The following is a 17,792-nucleotide window of genomic DNA, read 5'->3' as shown; positions in this document are numbered from 1 at the left end:
CTAGCAGCAAAGTTCGTTGAATCCCATGCTCGCCTCATCACACTTTAGGCTACGGGATGATCTGAGTCATGATTATGGCCCGTTACCGCCCTGCCACCACCCTTGCTTGATGCCAAAAGCACTTGCGGACTACTGACCTAGCTGGAATGCCAAGATGGGTTAGCATCTATCATGATAACGCCCCGCAATAGCGAGGCGATTACGGTGAACAAAGCAATAGTTTTGGCTTTAGGCGAATGCCGTCGACTGAAAGCTCCCTCATACGGCAATACTGGCTTGCCATGCATGCAATTAGGGGTATTCCTATTTGGGTTTTTCTCCCCCTGGTGACCGCCCCCGAAACTCACAGTGTGCTCAAGAAATCCATCGCCGGACCGAGCACTCTTCAATAGTGTTGCACTTGGAACTTGAGGCCCGCTCTTAAATTTTTGTTATATTTTGTCTAGCCTCCAGATGCCAAAATGGTTTAGCTTACTGCGACTGAATAAATACTCTTCTTGGTAACTACATAAATCATATACAGATGAATAAAATGGAGAAGTCATATGAATATCTAAAAACTTTTCATTTACTATAGAGTTTAGTGATGTGTCATACATTAATATAGAGGGTTTATTCGTTCCTAAGACCAAATACCTTTCATCGACTATATCTAGAGAAGTAACATATAAATCCGATATACAAACATCACGCAAAGGGTGTTGTTTAAGCTCGAGAGAAACTTTATTCTTAATTTTTTGACCAACATCATCAAAAAAGCAAATATTGTAGTCATTTGAAGCAACAACAAAGCCCAATGAATCAGAGTGAAGAATATTACTAGTTCTAACGAAGATTTCATTGATAATAGAAAAATTATTATCAATGAAGTAGATATAGTGCTCATCAGAAACACAAATAGCACCCGATAGTTCATTACAGGCTATTGATGTTATATGGTTTTTTGAAACTACAATACTATCAAAACTATTTACTTTTATTTTACCATTAACATCAGAAACTTCTAACTTGTATAAAGCACCACTACTACCAGATACAAATACATGGTTTTCAACGCTACTGATACAAAATAGCGACTCGCCTGCCTGATCGTCGAATAAAATCTGTGGAGTGTAATCAATCCTTGGAATCCCAGATGAGTCTATATAACAGTCTTCTGTTAACATACCTTGTATATCATACAGGTATACATACCCTTTCTCGGATACACCTAGCATGAAATCATCATTTAAGAATAGAGCCTCATTGATATAATCTTCGTTTCCTAAACGTGGTTCTAGCATATGAGGGCAACCACCTCGATAACGAATAACATTACCGCGACCATCTTCAATGGATGTTATATTAGAAACAAAATAAAATATAAACAATTGCCGCTTTTGGGTTGAAATGAAAACATTTGAATAACTGCTTGATATTGTATCTATACCATTAGAAGGAAGTTCTATTTCTGCAATTAAATCTCCGGGGAAAACGATATTGTCCAAATAAAAATCTCTCGATATAGAATTTGAACTCCATGGTATCTGTTTATAATTTGTTTTAGCAAGAACAGCTTCCCTAGTTTTTACAACAACTTCGCTAAATGTTAGGCCATACTGGCTGATATTTTTGGAAAGCTCTTCGGTAAAACAACCATTATTACTACCTTTAGTACCGTCACTTGCAGTGTTCCCCGGCTGAGTAGAGTATATAACAGCCATGCCATGTGACGACTCTATCTCACATAGCCCTTTATTAAATATGTCATTGGTGGCGATGATTTCTTGTGTAAAATCATGGCTTCTGCATGCATCCAGAATTACAATTTTCTCACCATTAGACTTATTGAGAGCATTCGTAACGTCTCCTAAATAAACTGATCCGCTTTCAATATTTTCATGAATAGCTAAATCTTTCATGATATCTACTGGCAATAAATAATTACTATCCATTAATTGAACAGAATGTCCTGCATAGTAAAATAGCACTAACTCTTCGCTCTCTTGAACAGACTCACCAAACTCGTTAAGTTTTCTCAAGAAAGCCTCAAGTTTCAAGTTTTCCAACAGAGTCACATCGAAGCCTTTTAAATTAAGAATCCTAGATATTGTCCTCGCATCATTAATAGGATTCTTTAATTGCTTAATGTTCGTATAATCATTATTACCAATAACTAAAGCTTTACGTGCCAATTTGCCTCCAACATATAACGCCCGTAACATGCGCGAGCTTGCGAGTCGCTGTGCTTACGCTTCTTAGGCATTTTCTATTGCCTCTCCCGCACGTCGCTCGATTACCTTACGCGCAAATTCTAATTTTTCGTGTAAAGTTTCAAAACTATTAGGAAGCTCATCTGTCTCGCCTAACGGACAGTACTTATTGACTGAAACTAGCCCTAATTTACATTCGTCTTTTATTGAATTCATGATGAGAAAGCGATCATCAAGCTTAGGTTGATTGGAAGATTCCACGAACCGGAGAAAGTAATCTGGCTTTTCATCAGGTGTCATGTGATGAAGCTTTGAACAATATTTAGAACTACAATAAACGCCAAGATCGTGGTATAAAGCATTAAATATTGGCTCATAACGCCTAACCTTTAGCTCATCAGGTATCTCGCGTTCAGATTCTGAATATTGCTCTGGGTCGAATAGCACATTAGATGCCAGCTCTGAACCACACCTGATGAGCAAACACTGTACGAGGTAGGAGAGACCATCGATTATGATTGTCTGCTCTCGATTTAGTGAGCTGCACTTAAAAACGAACGGGAATACATTTAGCATTCCTGTTACGACAACAGTAAACAATCTGAGCTTATCTAACTCCATTCCCCAAGGGCGATGAATTACATCACCGTATTCAACCTCAGCAATCACTGCTGCAAATGTTAAAAAGGATTCATCCTGATATTCTTCTCGCCTGTTCCACAACTCATCAAGCTCACCCCCTGCTGGAAGTAGCATTAAATTTAAAAACTTTGATTCGATTACTTTGCAGCGACCGCTAAATGCAAGCGATGAAGGGAGAAATTTAGCAAGTGTTCTTGGGCTTTTCCTTAGCAGTAATTCTAGGTCATGACCTTGCCAAACCATTATGTTTGGCCGTTTATTTGTCGATTGAAATTCTTTGATCCAATCCAGTGTGGGATTCGATATAGTCTTATTCGTAATTATTACAACATTGTCTTTTGAATTATTTCCGGCAGCATTTAACACAGTGCTTTGTACTTGAGTTTTTTCTAACTGGTTAGTTCGATATTTAACTTCGAACCAATATTTTTCCTCTTTAGATAAAGCAGGCGAAATAGTCCAGAATGTGCCCTCTAAATCTCTTCCACCATCCGTTGCGGAATTCCCTTCACCACCTTTTCTCCAAACTAAATTGGAAAAACCCATTTCATCAAGAAGATGAAATACTAGGTTTTCGAAATCAACTGGATTGATTTCAGAAAAATCTAGCTTCTCCTGCAAGAAATCAATATCTGTAAGTGTGGTTGATATATCCGTCATCACAATTCTCTGAAGCAACTTTGCCTAACGCCCGCATTTGAGGCTGGTTTGGAGGGCAGCGGAAAACCTGTCCGACAACATGCGCTTGTTATGCTGATTCTTACGCAAGCACATTCAGTTCCTTAGCTAATTTGACAATCTCTGTTACATCTTGATCTGAGAGTTTATCTATTAAAGAAATTTTACTTCCTAAACCGTTTAAGGATGTTCCCATAACAATACCAATCGCGCGGTCTGGATCTAACCAAAAACGGTCGTGGAACTCATCTGTTAAGAAATCATTAATAGCAATATTTTGCTGTATTGATTTTATTGCAGCGTGTATTGCAGACTTTGTATCTAATTTTCGACCGTTGGTCACAATGGTAACTTCTTTCAAGTTGGTTGATACACTTGAAAGAAGTCTGGAGAACATATCTACAGTATTGGTGGCATTAGAAGACGCATAAAAGTATGGATCTATAATCAGCAATCGTTCAGATGCGTCTAAGTTCATTACAAATTTATGGACAATTTCCTCAACCTTATTGACCGTCATCGAAGAAGAAGTCACATCCTCCATTGATATAGTATAATTAAAAAGTGATTCAAACCCATGATTGGACACATGTTCTAAAAATTCATCGGCAAACTCATATACAGGCAAAGGCACTTGAAACACTTTGTAATTGTTATAAATTCCACTCTTATATAAGAGCTCATGAAACTCTTCAAATGTTCCATTAGGATCTTTTAATTCCACTTTTAAAAAATCATACGCCATTATTTTCTCCCTGATGCATAACTCTGAACGAAGCGGCGCGTCTCACGCGTCCGCCTTCCGTGACTTGTTAGGCAACTAAACTCCAAATGCTTTTTTCATTTCTTTGAGAACAAAGTCAGCTAATTTCGGTTCTTCTGTGTTTAAAAAACCTAGATCAGGTTGAATGATCTCTGTATCTTTAAGCTGTTTATGCGTTGGCACGCCACCACCTCTCGGGTTTGCATAGGTAGCCTTGATCATCAACCAATCTCCATTTGTTTCAATCCATAAGTCGTCAAGGCTTCGCACCCTTGCATCGAACCAAACTCTTACCCAATCTCGGCGGATATATTTACCTTTAGACTTTACTGGCGGAAACTCTTTTAACGCCAAAAATATATATGGAAGTTGCGCTTCTTCGACATGCCGGTAACTCCATATTCTTTTTTTATCTGCAAATTTTATCAAATTAATAAAGTCAAAAATACTAAGCACCATCAAGTAACCTTTCATCAATCCGTAGTGAAACTTCCAGTTACTTATAAAAGAATCTCGAAGTGCTTTCGCTCTATTTGGATCTTCATCAACCGGTGGGAGATTTATATATGGCCGCTCTGCTGAAGCTTTTAATGGGCAAAATTGATTAACATTTGGCTGATGGCTAAATACACCATCAACTGTTGGATTTGCCTCTCCCTTAGTATGCATTTCGCTACTGCAGGCAGGGCATCTAGCAAATGGCCTAACTCTCAGGTGTCCATTGCCATCAAGTTTTGCCCCAAATTCATTTATATAATCTACAACAGTAATGCTTTTATTTACCGTTGGATGCAATGCAGACTTCATTTTTGCACAGAACTCCTTTTACAGTTGCCTAGCAGCGTATTAGACGGCGCGTTCTATGATTGAATGAACGTGCTGGCACTTTTTTCCGATAAATGCAGCCTGCCAGATTTTCCCAGGCCTATGATTCTTTTGAATATTAACTTTAATTATCCCACATAGCCAAAATTCGCGCGCCTGCGGCATTTCCAGGCACGTCCGCTCAGGGTCGGAAGACATCATTCGTTCTCTTCCCCACCAAACGCCACCCAATCTGCTATCGCTTCCATCCCCTCAATCGGCTGCTCATAACTCCAGGCAATATCTTTATTGTCACCCAGCGAGAAATACACTGTATGCCCTTTAAAGGGGCAATGGGTGGTCGTTTCTGAGATGGTAAGCAAACCCATCCGCACGTCTTCACGTGGGAAATAGTGGCGTGGCGGGTAGTCGGTTTCGCGGAGTTCGAGGGCTTGAGTACTCTTTATAATTTCCACAAGCAGCTTGCCATCCACATGCACCTGCACGCGCTGGTTAACGGGGTGAAGCTCGATGCGTGGGGCATGTGGCATTAAGTTGTTCCCTGCGGCGATTTACGCTCTAGTAAAATTAGCCTACCAGTTAACTTATGTTAAACACACCCTCGCAGCTTAGCTTTTAGTCGGTAGCGGATGGATTGGAGGGAGGAATTAGGCCTTCTTCACAAACTGGGCGGTGACCATCATGTCGCCGGCACCGTCGACCTTGCAATCCAGCTGGTGGTCCTTGCCTTCCTTGAGCCGTTTGATCACGGCTTTTGTGCCAATCTTGAGCACGATAGAGCTGCTTTTCACCTTGAGGTCTTTCACCAGCGTGACCTTGTCGCCTTCTGCCAGCAGGGTGCCGTTGGCATCCTTGACGGTGACCGCGTCTTCAGCGGCGGCCTCTTCGGGGTTCCATTCATGGGCACACTCGGGGCAAATGAACAGGCTTTGATCCTGGTAGACAAATTCGGACTGACAACGGGGGCAAGGTGGGCACGACATAGTAGTGGCTTCTGTGGTTTGATTAGCGGCCTATGATACTGCGCCCTGGTAGACTTGGCGAATGGAGTCACGCCAATGAAGCTTGCCCGCCCTGCCTATTGCTCCGGTGGGGTCAGTTTGGCATCGGTCAAGGTGCGTGGCCGGTAATCGCAGGTTGTATCGGCCCAGCGCTTCCAGACGCTGTCATCGATTGAAATATTGACCGCCGGCTTTCCCTGCATTCCTTGGGAATATTGCCGGTAGAATCGGCCGTCTTCTGCGTTTCCGATGCGTTTGAATTTGCCGTAAATCCCCCACAGAAACTCGGCGAAAGAATCTCTTGGCGCGGCCTTCCAGGCATCCTCGGCAACGTCGAATGAATTCACTTTCAGGCCCGCCTTTTCCGCCTTGCCCAGTATCCAGTTCAGCGGTATGTCGGGCAGCGTGTCGTCGGGGCCATACCCGCCGCCGACATTGGCGTGGGCGCCGATAAACCAGCGCTGCTCTACGTCGCGGTTGCCGGCTTTGGGCTTGCCGTCCTTGCTGGTCCAGAGCGAGACGTTGTAGGTCTCCCGGTGCTCGTCCAGCGCCACCGCTTGGTAAGCATGGTCGACAATGCTGGAAAGCTCCGTATCGTGCCAATCGTATTGGCTTTTAAACAGGTTGGTGCCGGGCACGCCCAGCGCGCCAACGGTATCCCATATGCCAATGAAATGAATCCTCGGCTGGCGGCTATAGCGTTTCTTGAAATCCTTGCAAGCGTCAGCATCCGGGTGCAGATTTTTGTCTCGATAAATGCTTTCGGCCTTGCCGAGCAAGCCTGGCGTGACCACGTGCACCAACCCGCATTTTCGTATCAGCCCCACCAGGCTTCTGGCCGTGTAGGCACCACGGCTGAACCCGAATATCCATATCTCATCGCCCTCCTGGTAACGCCTGCAAAGCCAGTCATAGCCATTCCGTAAATGTTTGCTCAGCCCGAAACCGAAGGCACCGCCGCTGATGCGCCGAAACCTGGAGGTACCCACACCGGGGTCGTAATAGAACCGTTGCCTTACATCACCATCATAATCGTGGATGAGCCGCGTAAGACGATAAACATTCGTCTGGTCTTCAGGGTCGTTCCAGGTGCCATCAAAGAGCAGGATCAATTTTTGTTTTGTCATGGTGTTCCCCATGATGATGCGCACTTGAACAGTGCTCATGACCGATGACGGAGGGGCAGCGGATGCGCTATGTACCCCTGGGCATAGCGCATCCGGCGGCCTCAACATTATGTAACTAACTGTAGTCGAAAATGCTTTCCGTCACCTGTTGATAGCCAATCCGCAAAAGCGCCCTCGATGCGGGCGCTCTTTCTATCTCGCTTTACATGGCATCCGATCCCCATATTCCACTGATCGGCCGATGTCTCAGCGCCAAAGCCCATCGGGCTGGGCATTCATGCGAGGCTTTCAGGGAGACCGAACCCGCTATCGTTCGTTGCCGGGTTCTTCAGGTAACGATTGAACCGCGCTGAAGATGGAGGCCCAACACTTTGCTGGCGTATGCTGGGAGTGAATAAACAATGACGACCAACAGTTTTGGGGAAAGTGCATGCCTCCATCCATGGAAAAAGTCTCGCCAGCGCCCCCTTCCAGGGAGATGCCAGATGGCAGGGGCCAAAAGCTTAGCGACCGGGTTTACGGCGATATCGTCGACCGAATTATTCAGCGTGAATTCGGTGAGGGTGAGCGGCTTCCATCAGAGGAACAGTTGGCGTCCTATTACGGTGTGTCGCGTCCAATCGTGCGCGAAGCGTTGGCCAGGCTGCGCGATGATGAATTAGTTCGCTCACAACGTGGGGCGGGAAGTTTCGTCCAGCGGCGCCCCGAGCGTGCCATGCTTGAGTTCGCTCCGCTGGAAAGCCTGGCCGATATCCAACGCTGTTTTGAGTTCCGAATCGCCGTGGAAACCGAGGCCGCACGACTCGCGGCCATCAAGGCAACAGACGAAGAGCGTGTGGCACTGGCTCAAGCGCTGGCATTGCTAGAGCAGCGTATCCGCGACAATGAGCTGGGCGTGGATGCCGATTTCAACTTTCATCTATCCATCGCTCACGCCACGCATAACCGGTTTTTCTCCGATACCCTGCTGTCGCTTAAGCCCGCCATCACGTATGGCCAAAACATGGCCCGCGGCCTGGGCTTGCGACGCCCAGAGCACCATGTCCCCGAAGTACAGGTCGAACACCGTGACATCCACGACGCCATCCTTGCGGAAGACCCTGAACGTGCCGCTTTTTGTATGCAGCATCACTTGAGCAGTTCGCGTCGGCGCGTCTTCGAAGGATAGAAATTTGACAACTTTTACAACTCGACTAGCTTGAACTGTAAGGTCGTTCACCCTGGCGAATGAAGGTGTGTAACGACCCCGTAGGACGCAGGCCGAGAAATATAAAAACAAACACCACGGCTCTAATTCGCGTCACTGCCCATAACGACGAAGAAACGTAGATAAAATAATACAACTACTTCGGAGCACCACTTTATGACATTTACCTACAAGACGCTCGCGATGTCCGTAACGGCAATCGCCACCATGGGCCTTGCCGGAATGGCCCAGGCTGAGTACCCGGAAGAAGACATCACCTACATCATTCCCTTCGATCCAGGCGGTGAATCCGATGTGACGGCGCGTTTCCAGGAACCGATCCTGGAAGAGGAGCTTGGCGTGTCGGTCAATGTGACTCACCGGCCGGGTGGCGGGGGTGCCGTGGCCTGGAGTGAATTCCAGAACAGCGCAGAGCCTGACGGCTACGAGATCATCGGGGTCAATATTCCGCATATCATCGGCCAGCCGATCCAGCGCAATGACGCCGGTTACGAGACCGACGACTGGAGAATCGTCACCTTCTTCCACTCAACTCCCAACGCGCTGATCGTCTCCGACGATAGCCCTTACGACACGCTGGAAGATCTCGTCGAGGACGCCAAGGAGAACCCAGAGGCGATTACCTTGGGCGGCAGTGGTACCTACAGCGCTAATCACCTGGACATGCTGCGCTTCGAGAAAGCAGCCGATATCGATCTGACCTACATTCCCTTCTCGGGGACCGGGCCATTGAAAGGGGCGCTGGAAGGTGGCCATGTCGCCGGTATCTTTAACTACACCATGCTGGGCACCGAGATGGCCGATAGCGTCAAGGTCCTGGCCGTGGCCGCCGAAGAGCGCGTCAAGGCGCTGCCTGATGCCCCCACTTTCAAGGAGCAGGGCTACGACATCGTGGGCGGTGCTTATCGCGGCGTTGCGGTGCCCAAGGACACCCCTGACGAGGTGGTTGCAACCCTCGAAGAAGCCTTCGCAGAGGCCAACCGTCAGATCACCGAAAAACAGGAGCCGCTGGGCTTCGTGATGGAATACATCACCGGTGATGAAGTTGACGAGGTCATGGCCATGCTGCGTGAGGCCTACGGCCCCATCCTCGAAGAGGCCGAGTAACACCTTTCCCTCCGTGGGGCTCCTGAGTGGGCCCCTTTTTCTTGAACCATGATGGCCACACGCGTGGCCACTGGGAGGGTGACTCATGGAGATGTTACTGGAGGCGCTGACCTCCCTCCTTACCTTTGAAAGTATCTTCACAGTACTGCTGGGCGTCTCAGCGGGACTCTTCATTGGGTCCATGCCAGGACTGACGGCCACGATGGCGCTTGCCATGCTCCTCCCCTTCACGTTCTCAATGGAAGCTCTGCAGGGGTTGATCGCGCTGGGGGCAGTCTACATGGGGTCTATCTATGGCGGTGCTTTTACGGCCATCCTGATCAATACGCCCGGTACCCCATCGTCCATTGCCACGACGTTTGACGGCTACCCCATGGCACGTCAGGGAAGAGCCTATGAGGCCCTGGCGGCAGCGACCATTGCCTCAGTGGTGGGCGGCATCATCGGGGTCATCTTTCTTTTGATTCTTGCACCGCCGCTTGCCCGGCTGGCCGTTGCTTTCGGCCCCTCAGAAATGTTCTGGGTGGCGATGTTAGGGCTGACGCTGGTGGCCAGTCTGTCCAGCGACTCGCTCTTGAAAGGGTTATTGGCGGGTTGTATTGGCATTCTGCTTAGCACGATCGGGGTGTCGCCGGTCGGGGGAGAGAGCCGTTTCACCTTTGGCTATCCGCCGTTACAAGGCGGCATCGAGCTGATCGTCGCATTGATCGGGCTGTTCGTGGTCCCCGAACTGTTGACCATGGCGGCTGAGGGGCGCGGGGCATTGCCCGGCGGTGGCGAGCTGCGCAAGAAAGAGGTTTCCATCGCCAGGATCGCCCGGCATATCTTCATCAAGCCCGTCAACCTGATCCGCTCCTGCCTGATCGGGCAGATTATCGCGATCATTCCGGGGGCCGGAGGAAACGTCACCAGCCTGGTGGCCTACAACGAGGCACGGCGTTTCTCCAAGGATCCCAAGAGTTTCGGCAAGGGCAACATCGATGGCGTAGTGGCCTCGGAGTCGAGCAACAATGTGATGGTCGCTGGCAGCATGGTGCCGCTGCTGACGTTGGGCATTCCCGGGGCGCCTCCTGATGCCATCATTCTCGGGGTGTTGCTGATGCATGGGCTGCGTCCGGGCCTCGACCTGTTCACCGAGTCTGGGGTGTTGACCAACGGCTTCATTCTCTCCATGGGCTTATCGGCGCTGATGCTGTTGCCGGTGGGGCTGCTGGGCGGGCGCCTGATCCATCGTGTGGTCATTCGCACGCCTTATTATTTCCTGGTGCCGAGCATCGCCATGGTGACCATCCTTGGGACATTTGCATTGCGCAATAGCATGCTGGATGTAGGCATCATGCTCATCCTGGGCACGGCTGGCTACTTCTTGCGGCTGATCGGCATCCAGGCGGCCCCCATCGTGCTTGGCCTGATCCTGGGTGGCATTGCCGAACAGGGCTATGTGCAGACGTTGATGGCGGCGGTCGTCGACCCGATTCCCTGGCTGCGGCTGGTGAGCAATCCGCTTTCCATGGTGTTGGCCGGCATGGTGCTGCTGGGCGCCGCCACGGCACTGGTGCCCATGTGGCTGGCCCGCAAGGGGCTTTTGGACAAGGTCGAAGAGGATAGCGGAGGCTCGTCATGATCATGCGCCTCAATACCGACATCGCCGCAGGCGCTCTAGGCCTGACTTTTGGTGCCGCGCTGTGGTTCCCGCGGGCGGATATCGGCCGACTGAGCATCATTTTTCCGCGTGCCGTCCTGCTGATCCTCACTCTCATTTCGGTCGCCCTGATCGTCAAGGGCTTCGTCAAGCCGAGTGGCCGCCAAGTCGAGATCACCGGCAGCCCACTGCGCCTGGTCACGGTGATCATCGGCTTCTTTCTCTGGTGGGGCCTGGTCGACCTGCTGGGGTTTCTGCTCACGACGCTGATCGCCTTCTTCGCGCTTACCTGGTACCTCGCCAGGGTCGAGACGGTGGTTAGCTGGCAGCGCATGCTGAAGTGGAGCCCCATCATTGTGGTGCTAGTCGGCGTCTTTTACCTGACCTTCACGGAGGTGCTCAATGTGCGCCTGCCGACGGGTCTGTTCTTTTAGTAGGAGTGATGCATGAAAATCACCGATATTCGTGAGGCGCGGGTGTCAATCGCCTCGGACATTGCCAACGCCTATATCTCCTTCGCGAAGATGGATGTATCGGTCCTGGCGATCTATACCGATGTCTGGGTCGATGGCCGTCAGGTAGTGGGCTACGGTTTCAATTCCAATGGCCGCTATGCGCAGAGTGGCCTGTTGCGCGAGCGCTTCCTGCCTCGCCTGCGTGAAGCCGACCCCACGGCCCTGGTCGATGACAGCGGGGCCAATCTCGACCCCTTCCGGGTCTGGAACGTATTGATGGCCAACGAGAAACCCGGTGGACACGGTGAGCGTTCGGTGGCGGTGGGCATCATCGACATGGCGGTGTGGGACATCGTCGCCAAGACGGAGAACAAGTCCCTGGCACAGCTATTGGCCGAGCGTCATGGCGATGGGACAGCCGATGCGAACGTATCGGTCTACGCGGCAGGCGGTTACTACTATCCCGGTAAGCAGGTCAGTGCCCTTAAAGACGAGATGCGCGATTATCTCGACCTTGGCTATACCTGTACCAAGATGAAGATTGGCGGGGTGCCCTTGGCCGAAGACCTCGAACGGGTCGAGGCGGCAATCGACGTTGTCGGTGACGCTTCACGCCTTGCCGTTGATGCCAATGGCCGCTTTGATCTCAAGACCGCGCTGGCCTTCGCGGAGGGCCTGGCCCCCTATGGGGTTCGTTGGTACGAGGAGGCGGGAGATCCCCTCGACTACGCCTTGCAGCAGCAACTGGGTGAGCACTATGCGCCCCCCATGGCCACCGGCGAGAACTTGTTTTCTCATCAGGATGCTCGCAACCTGCTGCGTTACGGCGGCATGCGCGCTGATCGCGACATTCTGCAGATGGATCCCGTCCTCAGCTACGGGCTGGTGGAATACCTGCGCATGCTCGAGGTGCTGAAGCAACATGGCTGGTCATCGAGACAATGTATTCCGCACGGTGGCCACCAGTTCGCTCTCAACATCGCGTCCGGCCTCAAGCTGGGAGGAAATGAGTCCTACCCGAGGGTTTTTGCCCCGTTCGGCGGCTTCGCCGACTCGACACCCATCGAAAGTGGATATGTTGCCATCCCGGCGATGCCCGGCATTGGTTTCGAGGACAAACGAGAGCTCATGAACGTCTTCGATAAGCATCTCCGCTGAGCGGTACTGATAACGCCCTGGCCGCTCAGCCACAACAAGTTACAACAACGCTTTTTATAAAAGCAGGAGCTTACGATATGCGCAATCACCGTGTCGCTGTTATACCGGGTGATGGAATAGGCCTTGAAGTTATTGAAGCGGGTAAGCAGGTACTGGAAACGTTATCGCAGAAAAGTGACGATTTTCAGTTTGAATTCGAAGATTTTGATTGGAGTTCTAAGCGCTACCTCGAGACGGGCGAATACATCCCGGAAGGCGGACTGGAAAAGCTTTCGACATTTGATGCTATCTACTTCGGTGCGGTAGGCAGCCAGGAGGTTCCCGACCATATATCGCTTTGGGACCTTCGGCTCGCTATCTGCCAGGGCTTTGACCAATATGCCAATGTACGTCCTGCCCGTGTGCTCCCTGGTGTGAATAGCCGCTTAAAAGGTGCTGAAACAATTGACTGGGTGATCGTTCGCGAAAATAGCGAAGGTGAATATGCAGGCAACGGTGGCCGTACGCATCGTGGGCATCCCGAGGAGGTCGGCACGGAGGTGGCGATATTTACTCGAAAAGGGATAGAACGCATTCACCGTTTCGCTTTTCAACTCGCCCAAAGCCGCCCGCGGAGAAAACTCACATTGGTCACCAAGTCCAACGCCCAGCGATACGGCATGGTGCTGTGGGATGAAGTGTTTTTCGAGGTTGCGAAAGACTTTCCTGACGTAACGATTGATAGGGAACTTGTCGATGCAGCCACTACCCGTATGGTACTAAAACCCGAGACCATGGATGTCATTGTGGCGACTAACCTCCATGCCGATATCTTGTCGGACCTGGCCGCCGCTCTTTCAGGCAGCTTGGGCATTGCCCCCACTGCCAACCTTAATCCTGAGAGAGCGTTTCCCTCCATGTTTGAGCCGATTCATGGGTCAGCATTTGATATTGCTGGAAAAGGCATTGCCAACCCCGTGGGTGCCTTCTGGACAGCTGCCATGATGCTGGAGCACTTAGGGGAATTGACGGCAGCTGAGAGACTGATGGCGGCTATAGAGCGATTAACCGCCTCAGGCCAACAGACAATGGATCTTGGGGGTACTGCGACCACGCAGGATATGACCCGAGCCATCTGCTCCGACATCGAGCAACAATAAGTACATAGCCGTTGCTTCAAGCTAGCCGTTGCTTCAAGAATGGCGTTCTTGAAGCAACTTAAAGAAAAAATGCGTGAGTACTGCGTAAACTTGGTCAGTGCAACTGACTAAAAACTTCTGGATGTTGCTCAGCAATACGCAGAAGCACAATTGCAGGGCCTTGCGGCTCGCGCCGACCCTGTTCCCAATCTTGAAGGGTTCGCACACTCACGCCCATAAGACCGGCAAATGCTGACTGAGACATGTGCAATTTCAGCCTTATCTCTTTGGGTGGTGAAGGTTCTGAAAGCTCATGCGTTCGTAGAGCCAATTTACCCTTCTTGAACTGCTTGATTTCATTGATACCATCAAGAATTTCTGCCCCAAGGTCCCTGTCACCCATTTTTAATTGCCTCCGCTATCTGCTTGAGCGTATGACCAGGAATGCTGGCGCGCTCTGATGCCACCACTCTTTCCAGAACCCGCTGGTGCCCATAGTCGTCGATGGTCATGGTGCGGTAGTGCATGTCTGTGGCTCTCACGGGTGACGGTTTCGTTGAAGGCGCCAACACCCTCAGCTTAACGCAAGCGTTTCAACAACGGCTTTGACTCTTTCACGGGCTTCGCCTTGCAGCGTGTTCAGCGGCTGAGGCAGGCAGGGTTGGCTGACGTCACCGGTGAGTTCGGCGATGGTGGCGGTAACCCTTAGGCTGCCGCCGTAGTCACGGTAGAGCGCCCATAGCGGCTCGAGTGCCTGGGAGCGGGCCATCGCTTGCTCGGTATCGCCTGCCTGGGCGGCGCGGGTGAGCGCCAGTGCGATGTCCGGGTAGAGCCCGCCGATCACCGAGTACCAGGCATCGCACCCGGCAAGTAACCCGTTGGTAGCAGCCGGGTCGCCGCTGATGCCGATGGTCACATCAGAAGGGATTACCCCGCGCAGCTCTGCAACGCGTGCCTTGGCAGCGGCCAGATCGTTCTGCACCGGCGGTATCTTGATCGAGCGCACCTGGGGCAGTTGGGCGATGCGCCCGTGCAGTTCGTCGCTGAAGTGAAAGTTCGTGGTGCCGGGATTGTCGTAAACGCAGAGCGGCACGCTCAGCGAGCGGCAGACCGTTTCGTACAGGCTGAACACTTCCTCATCGGTGAGCTTTTGATACGACACCGGCGCCAGCAGCACGCCACTTGCGCCTGCTTGCTGGGCATGTTCGGCATTGATCAGCACATCGCGGGTGCGTAGCGCGCCAATACCGGCGATGACGGGCACCCTGGCGGCCCTTTCCACGCTCAGTTTGACCACGCGGGCACGCTCGTCACTGTTCAAATAGGCGTAACTGCCCGTCGAGCCCAGCACACCGATGGAGTCCACCTCGGCTTCCGCCAAGCGCGCCACCAGGCGAGCAAACTCATGCTCGTTAATGCCCTGCTCGTTCATGGGGGTTAGCGGAAATGCGCTCAGGCCGGTCAACATGATGAAGGCTCCTTTACTGCCCAAAGCTGATCCCCAGGCGCAGCGCCTGGAGGCCGTCAAATTCGACACTGACTTCGTCAGAGAACACCGGGTGCCCCTGAACGGCCATATCCACGGTCGCCTGAGCGCCCTGATACGTAAGGGTAATGGCGATATTGGCTGAGGTGCTGATCGGCGCCGTCAGCCCGTACGTCACGTCATCGACGGTGATGGACGACAGCCCGCGATCTGCCAGTTGCTGTTCAACTTCCTGTTGTACGGCCACGCCGTAATAGACGTACAAGCCAGCGTAACCCAGCACTACCAGTACAATCAGTGAAAAGAGCTTTCCCATGTAAATTCCTCAAGCGTATGACGTTGGCACCATGCTGCCCGTCAGGGCTTTTCAGCGCTGGCCCACTCCGTCCGAGAGGTCGGGGCCGGGATACAGATGGCCCGGCCAGCGTAACACCATGATCGCCAGAACGTTGCGATGTTCACCCCCCGCCAGTCCCTTTTCCCCCGAGGGCGAGGGAATGATGCCGCTGGCCGGGTCCACCGCCGCCACCAGCGCCTCGCGCACCCGGCCCACCAGCGGGTGGTCGTCGCGACCGGCTAGCTGGAAGGCCAGTGCCACTTCGGCCTGGATGTCGGCCGTGGCCCGGGTCATGATACCGGCTGCCTCCCGCTCCAGCGCTTCCAGCACCCAAGCGTGCACTTCCGGGTCCGCCTTCCGCTGGTAGTAGCGGCTGTCAGCGATGACGAAGTGGGTCAGGCCATAGAGCCAGTTACGGTACTCGGCGTCGTCGAGCTCGGCGACTCGCTCGGGGGGGTAGTGGCGCCGGAAGGCTGCCTCCACCTCCCGGCGCAGATCCATCACGCCGAGCTGGTGAAGGAAGTACGCATAGTTGGCCACCTGAGCGGCATAGATCCCGATCACCGCGGGGTCAGTCAAAAAGGGCGCCCAGGCGACCTCGGCTTGGTAGCCCAACGCCCGCTCGTGATCTTCAAGGGCCGGCAGCAGGCCGTGGTACTCGGCCTGAACCTGCCGGAACAGCAGCGAACGGGCGAAGGCGATCTCCCCCCACTCCCCCAGCATGGCGCGTCGGGCACGCTGCTTGGCTGTGCTCTGGGAGTAGTCGGCAACGATCGCCCGGCTGCGGGCAGTCGCGTACCCGGGCTCGGCCAGGCCGACGATGTCCTCCTCGAGTCGCGTCAGTAGTCGCTCGCCGTAGGCTTGATTGAGGGGCCGCCAGCGCTGCTCGCCAGTCAGGCGGTAGAGCCGCTGGGCAAAGTGGCGCTGCTTGTCCTCGGACAGCGTCGGCAGCGCCTGCTCGTAGACCGCCTGGATGGCCAAACCGGCATCGCGCTGGGCGTCACGCTCCGTCTGCTGCTCGATGGCGGCACAGCCGACCAACGCCAGCACCATCATCAGTGAAAAGAGTTTTCTCATGCCGACTCCCTTGAGGGTGTTCACTAACGATAGTCGATCATTGCACTGTCGATGAGCAATTATGTACAAGCATCAGTGACATTGTCGGCATAAGCTAGGGCTGTGTTTCGAGGTGTTGGGTTTCATCAGGAGAGGTCGGCATGAGCAACGCCAGCCGGTTTAAGTTCTTCAAAAGTCATCATGTGCCGACGCTAACGGTGCTGAAAGCGGCCATTGGGGATTTTAGCTACGCTCCCCACGCCCATGAGGAATATGCCTTTGGCGTGACGCTGGCCGGGCGTCAGGACTTTTTCAGCGGCGGCCAGTTTCACCGTAGCCCACCGGGCAACGTGATTCTATTCAACCCGGAAGAAGTCCACGACGGGCATTCGGGTGGTGAGCGGGCGCTGGATTACCTGATGGTGTACGCCCATCCGGAACAGGTGAAACCGCTGTTTGCTGATGTCTTGGGCCACGAGCGCGGCGCGGATTTCCGCTCCCGTCAAACACTGATCCAGGATGCGCCACTGCGCCAGGCCATTTTAGAACTGACGCGCTTGGTGACGTCTCAGGCCGGTAGCTGCATCGATCAGGAGAACGCGCTTTATCGGGTAGTAGAGCGTACGGCGCAGCTGGGCGGCCATGTTCAACCCAGCCAGGTTACGCACCGGCCGGAGGCCCTGCTGGACCTGGCGCGGGAGTATATCCACGCGCATCTGGAAGCGGATATGTCGCTGGACGACATCAGCCAGGCCGCACACCTGTCCAAGTACCATTTCTTGCGTCTGTTCCGTCAGCATTTCGGCATGACGCCGCATCAATACGTGATGAATGGCCGGGTCAATGCGGCCCGTGCCGCGCTCGACCAGGGCACCCCGTTGACCGAGGTAGCACTCCGCTTTGGCTTTGCCGACCTGAGCCATTTCAATCGCCGCTTCAAGCGTATTTATGGTATGACGCCCCACCAATATCAGCGCGATATCGCCCGCTAGTCCCAC

Annotated in this window: 19 protein-coding genes; 7 read left to right on the top strand and 12 right to left on the bottom strand. The window is 52.3% G+C overall.

All coding sequences use genetic code 11. The annotated features are described in order from the left end of the window. Positions 1-431: 431 nt before the first annotated feature. The 7 genes from IT895_RS04815 to IT895_RS04785 all read right to left on the bottom strand — a co-directional run bounded on the left by IT895_RS04815 (position 432) and on the right by IT895_RS04785 (position 7,228). Positions 432-2,174 (bottom strand): caspase family protein, encoded by a 1,743-nt coding sequence (locus tag IT895_RS04815; RefSeq protein ID WP_199284871.1) that lies wholly within the window; start codon positions 2,172-2,174, stop codon positions 432-434. Positions 2,175-2,237: 63 nt separating this feature from the next. Continuing rightward, positions 2,238-3,494, bottom strand: a complete 1,257-nt coding sequence (locus tag IT895_RS04810) for a restriction endonuclease (protein ID WP_199284870.1) — start codon at positions 3,492-3,494, stop codon at positions 2,238-2,240. A 100-nt stretch (positions 3,495-3,594) separates the two neighbouring features. Continuing rightward, the gene (locus tag IT895_RS04805) at positions 3,595-4,257 is read right to left on the bottom strand and encodes a hypothetical protein (RefSeq protein WP_199284869.1); all 663 of its coding nucleotides are present in this window, start codon (positions 4,255-4,257) and stop codon (positions 3,595-3,597) included. Between the two features lie 75 nt (positions 4,258-4,332). Beyond that, positions 4,333-5,082, bottom strand: a complete 750-nt coding sequence (locus IT895_RS04800) for a hypothetical protein (protein ID WP_199284868.1) — start codon at positions 5,080-5,082, stop codon at positions 4,333-4,335. 215 nt (positions 5,083-5,297) lie between these two features. Continuing rightward, a complete protein-coding gene (locus IT895_RS04795; RefSeq protein WP_199284867.1) occupies positions 5,298-5,630 on the bottom strand; it encodes a DUF427 domain-containing protein in 333 nt (110 codons plus the stop codon). Between the two features lie 117 nt (positions 5,631-5,747). Next, positions 5,748-6,083: a zinc ribbon domain-containing protein YjdM gene (locus tag IT895_RS04790; RefSeq protein ID WP_199284866.1), complete on the bottom strand. Its 336-nt coding sequence runs from the start codon at positions 6,081-6,083 to the stop codon at positions 5,748-5,750. Between the two features lie 95 nt (positions 6,084-6,178). Beyond that, positions 6,179-7,228, bottom strand: coding sequence for a DUF2235 domain-containing protein (locus IT895_RS04785; RefSeq protein WP_199284865.1), 1,050 nt, complete (start codon positions 7,226-7,228; stop codon positions 6,179-6,181). Positions 7,229-7,658: 430 nt separating this feature from the next. Here IT895_RS04785 and IT895_RS04780 point away from each other — a divergent pair, with 430 nt between their 5' ends. The 6 genes from IT895_RS04780 to IT895_RS04755 all read left to right on the top strand — a co-directional run bounded on the left by IT895_RS04780 (position 7,659) and on the right by IT895_RS04755 (position 13,936). Next, complete coding sequence (locus IT895_RS04780) at positions 7,659-8,396, top strand: FadR/GntR family transcriptional regulator (RefSeq protein WP_199284864.1); 738 nt, start codon at positions 7,659-7,661, stop codon at positions 8,394-8,396. A gap of 195 nt (positions 8,397-8,591) precedes the next feature. Then, on the top strand, positions 8,592-9,542 hold the full coding sequence (locus tag IT895_RS04775) for a Bug family tripartite tricarboxylate transporter substrate binding protein (RefSeq protein WP_066321646.1): 951 nt from the start codon (positions 8,592-8,594) through the stop codon (positions 9,540-9,542). 85 nt (positions 9,543-9,627) lie between these two features. Beyond that, positions 9,628-11,166 carry a tripartite tricarboxylate transporter permease gene (locus IT895_RS04770; protein WP_085920365.1) on the top strand — a complete coding sequence of 513 codons (1,539 nt, stop codon included), beginning with the start codon at positions 9,628-9,630 and terminating at the stop codon, positions 11,164-11,166. Then, positions 11,163-11,618 carry a tripartite tricarboxylate transporter TctB family protein gene (locus IT895_RS04765; RefSeq protein ID WP_199284863.1) on the top strand — a complete coding sequence of 152 codons (456 nt, stop codon included), beginning with the start codon at positions 11,163-11,165 and terminating at the stop codon, positions 11,616-11,618. The genes IT895_RS04770 and IT895_RS04765 overlap by 4 nt, the downstream gene beginning before the upstream one ends. 12 nt (positions 11,619-11,630) lie before the next feature. Continuing rightward, the gene (locus IT895_RS04760) at positions 11,631-12,797 is read left to right on the top strand and encodes a mandelate racemase/muconate lactonizing enzyme family protein (RefSeq protein ID WP_199284862.1); all 1,167 of its coding nucleotides are present in this window, start codon (positions 11,631-11,633) and stop codon (positions 12,795-12,797) included. 77 nt (positions 12,798-12,874) lie between these two features. Then, complete coding sequence (locus tag IT895_RS04755) at positions 12,875-13,936, top strand: tartrate dehydrogenase (RefSeq protein ID WP_199284861.1); 1,062 nt, start codon at positions 12,875-12,877, stop codon at positions 13,934-13,936. Between the two features lie 94 nt (positions 13,937-14,030). Here the strand turns inward: IT895_RS04755 and IT895_RS04750 are convergent, their stop codons facing one another. From IT895_RS04750 to IT895_RS04735, 5 genes are read right to left on the bottom strand one after another with little or no spacing between them, the layout of a single operon-like run. Beyond that, positions 14,031-14,318: a helix-turn-helix domain-containing protein gene (locus tag IT895_RS04750; RefSeq protein WP_085920361.1), complete on the bottom strand. Its 288-nt coding sequence runs from the start codon at positions 14,316-14,318 to the stop codon at positions 14,031-14,033. Beyond that, positions 14,311-14,442 carry a hypothetical protein gene (locus tag IT895_RS19505; RefSeq protein ID WP_254902985.1) on the bottom strand — a complete coding sequence of 44 codons (132 nt, stop codon included), beginning with the start codon at positions 14,440-14,442 and terminating at the stop codon, positions 14,311-14,313. Before IT895_RS19505 ends, IT895_RS04750 begins: the two co-directional genes overlap by 8 nt. Positions 14,443-14,489: 47 nt before the next feature. Continuing rightward, a complete protein-coding gene (locus IT895_RS04745) occupies positions 14,490-15,383 on the bottom strand; it encodes a dihydrodipicolinate synthase family protein (RefSeq protein ID WP_199284860.1) in 894 nt (297 codons plus the stop codon). A gap of 13 nt (positions 15,384-15,396) precedes the next feature. Beyond that, positions 15,397-15,717, bottom strand: coding sequence for a hypothetical protein (locus IT895_RS04740; RefSeq protein WP_199284859.1), 321 nt, complete (start codon positions 15,715-15,717; stop codon positions 15,397-15,399). Positions 15,718-15,768: 51 nt separating this feature from the next. Next, positions 15,769-16,884, bottom strand: a complete 1,116-nt coding sequence (locus tag IT895_RS04735; protein WP_233337371.1) for a DUF3541 domain-containing protein — start codon at positions 16,882-16,884, stop codon at positions 15,769-15,771. A 71-nt stretch (positions 16,885-16,955) separates the two neighbouring features. Between IT895_RS04735 and IT895_RS04730 the strand changes: the two genes are divergently transcribed. Continuing rightward, positions 16,956-17,786: an AraC family transcriptional regulator gene (locus tag IT895_RS04730; RefSeq protein ID WP_199284858.1), complete on the top strand. Its 831-nt coding sequence runs from the start codon at positions 16,956-16,958 to the stop codon at positions 17,784-17,786. Positions 17,787-17,792: the final 6 nt, after the last annotated feature.

The sequence above is a fragment of the Halomonas sp. A40-4 genome (genome assembly GCF_015767635.1).
Classification (GTDB): Bacteria; Pseudomonadota; Gammaproteobacteria; order Pseudomonadales; family Halomonadaceae; genus Vreelandella; species Vreelandella janggokensis.
Note: the sequence above shows the minus strand (reverse complement) of the source record. Positions and strands in the feature narration are given on the sequence as shown.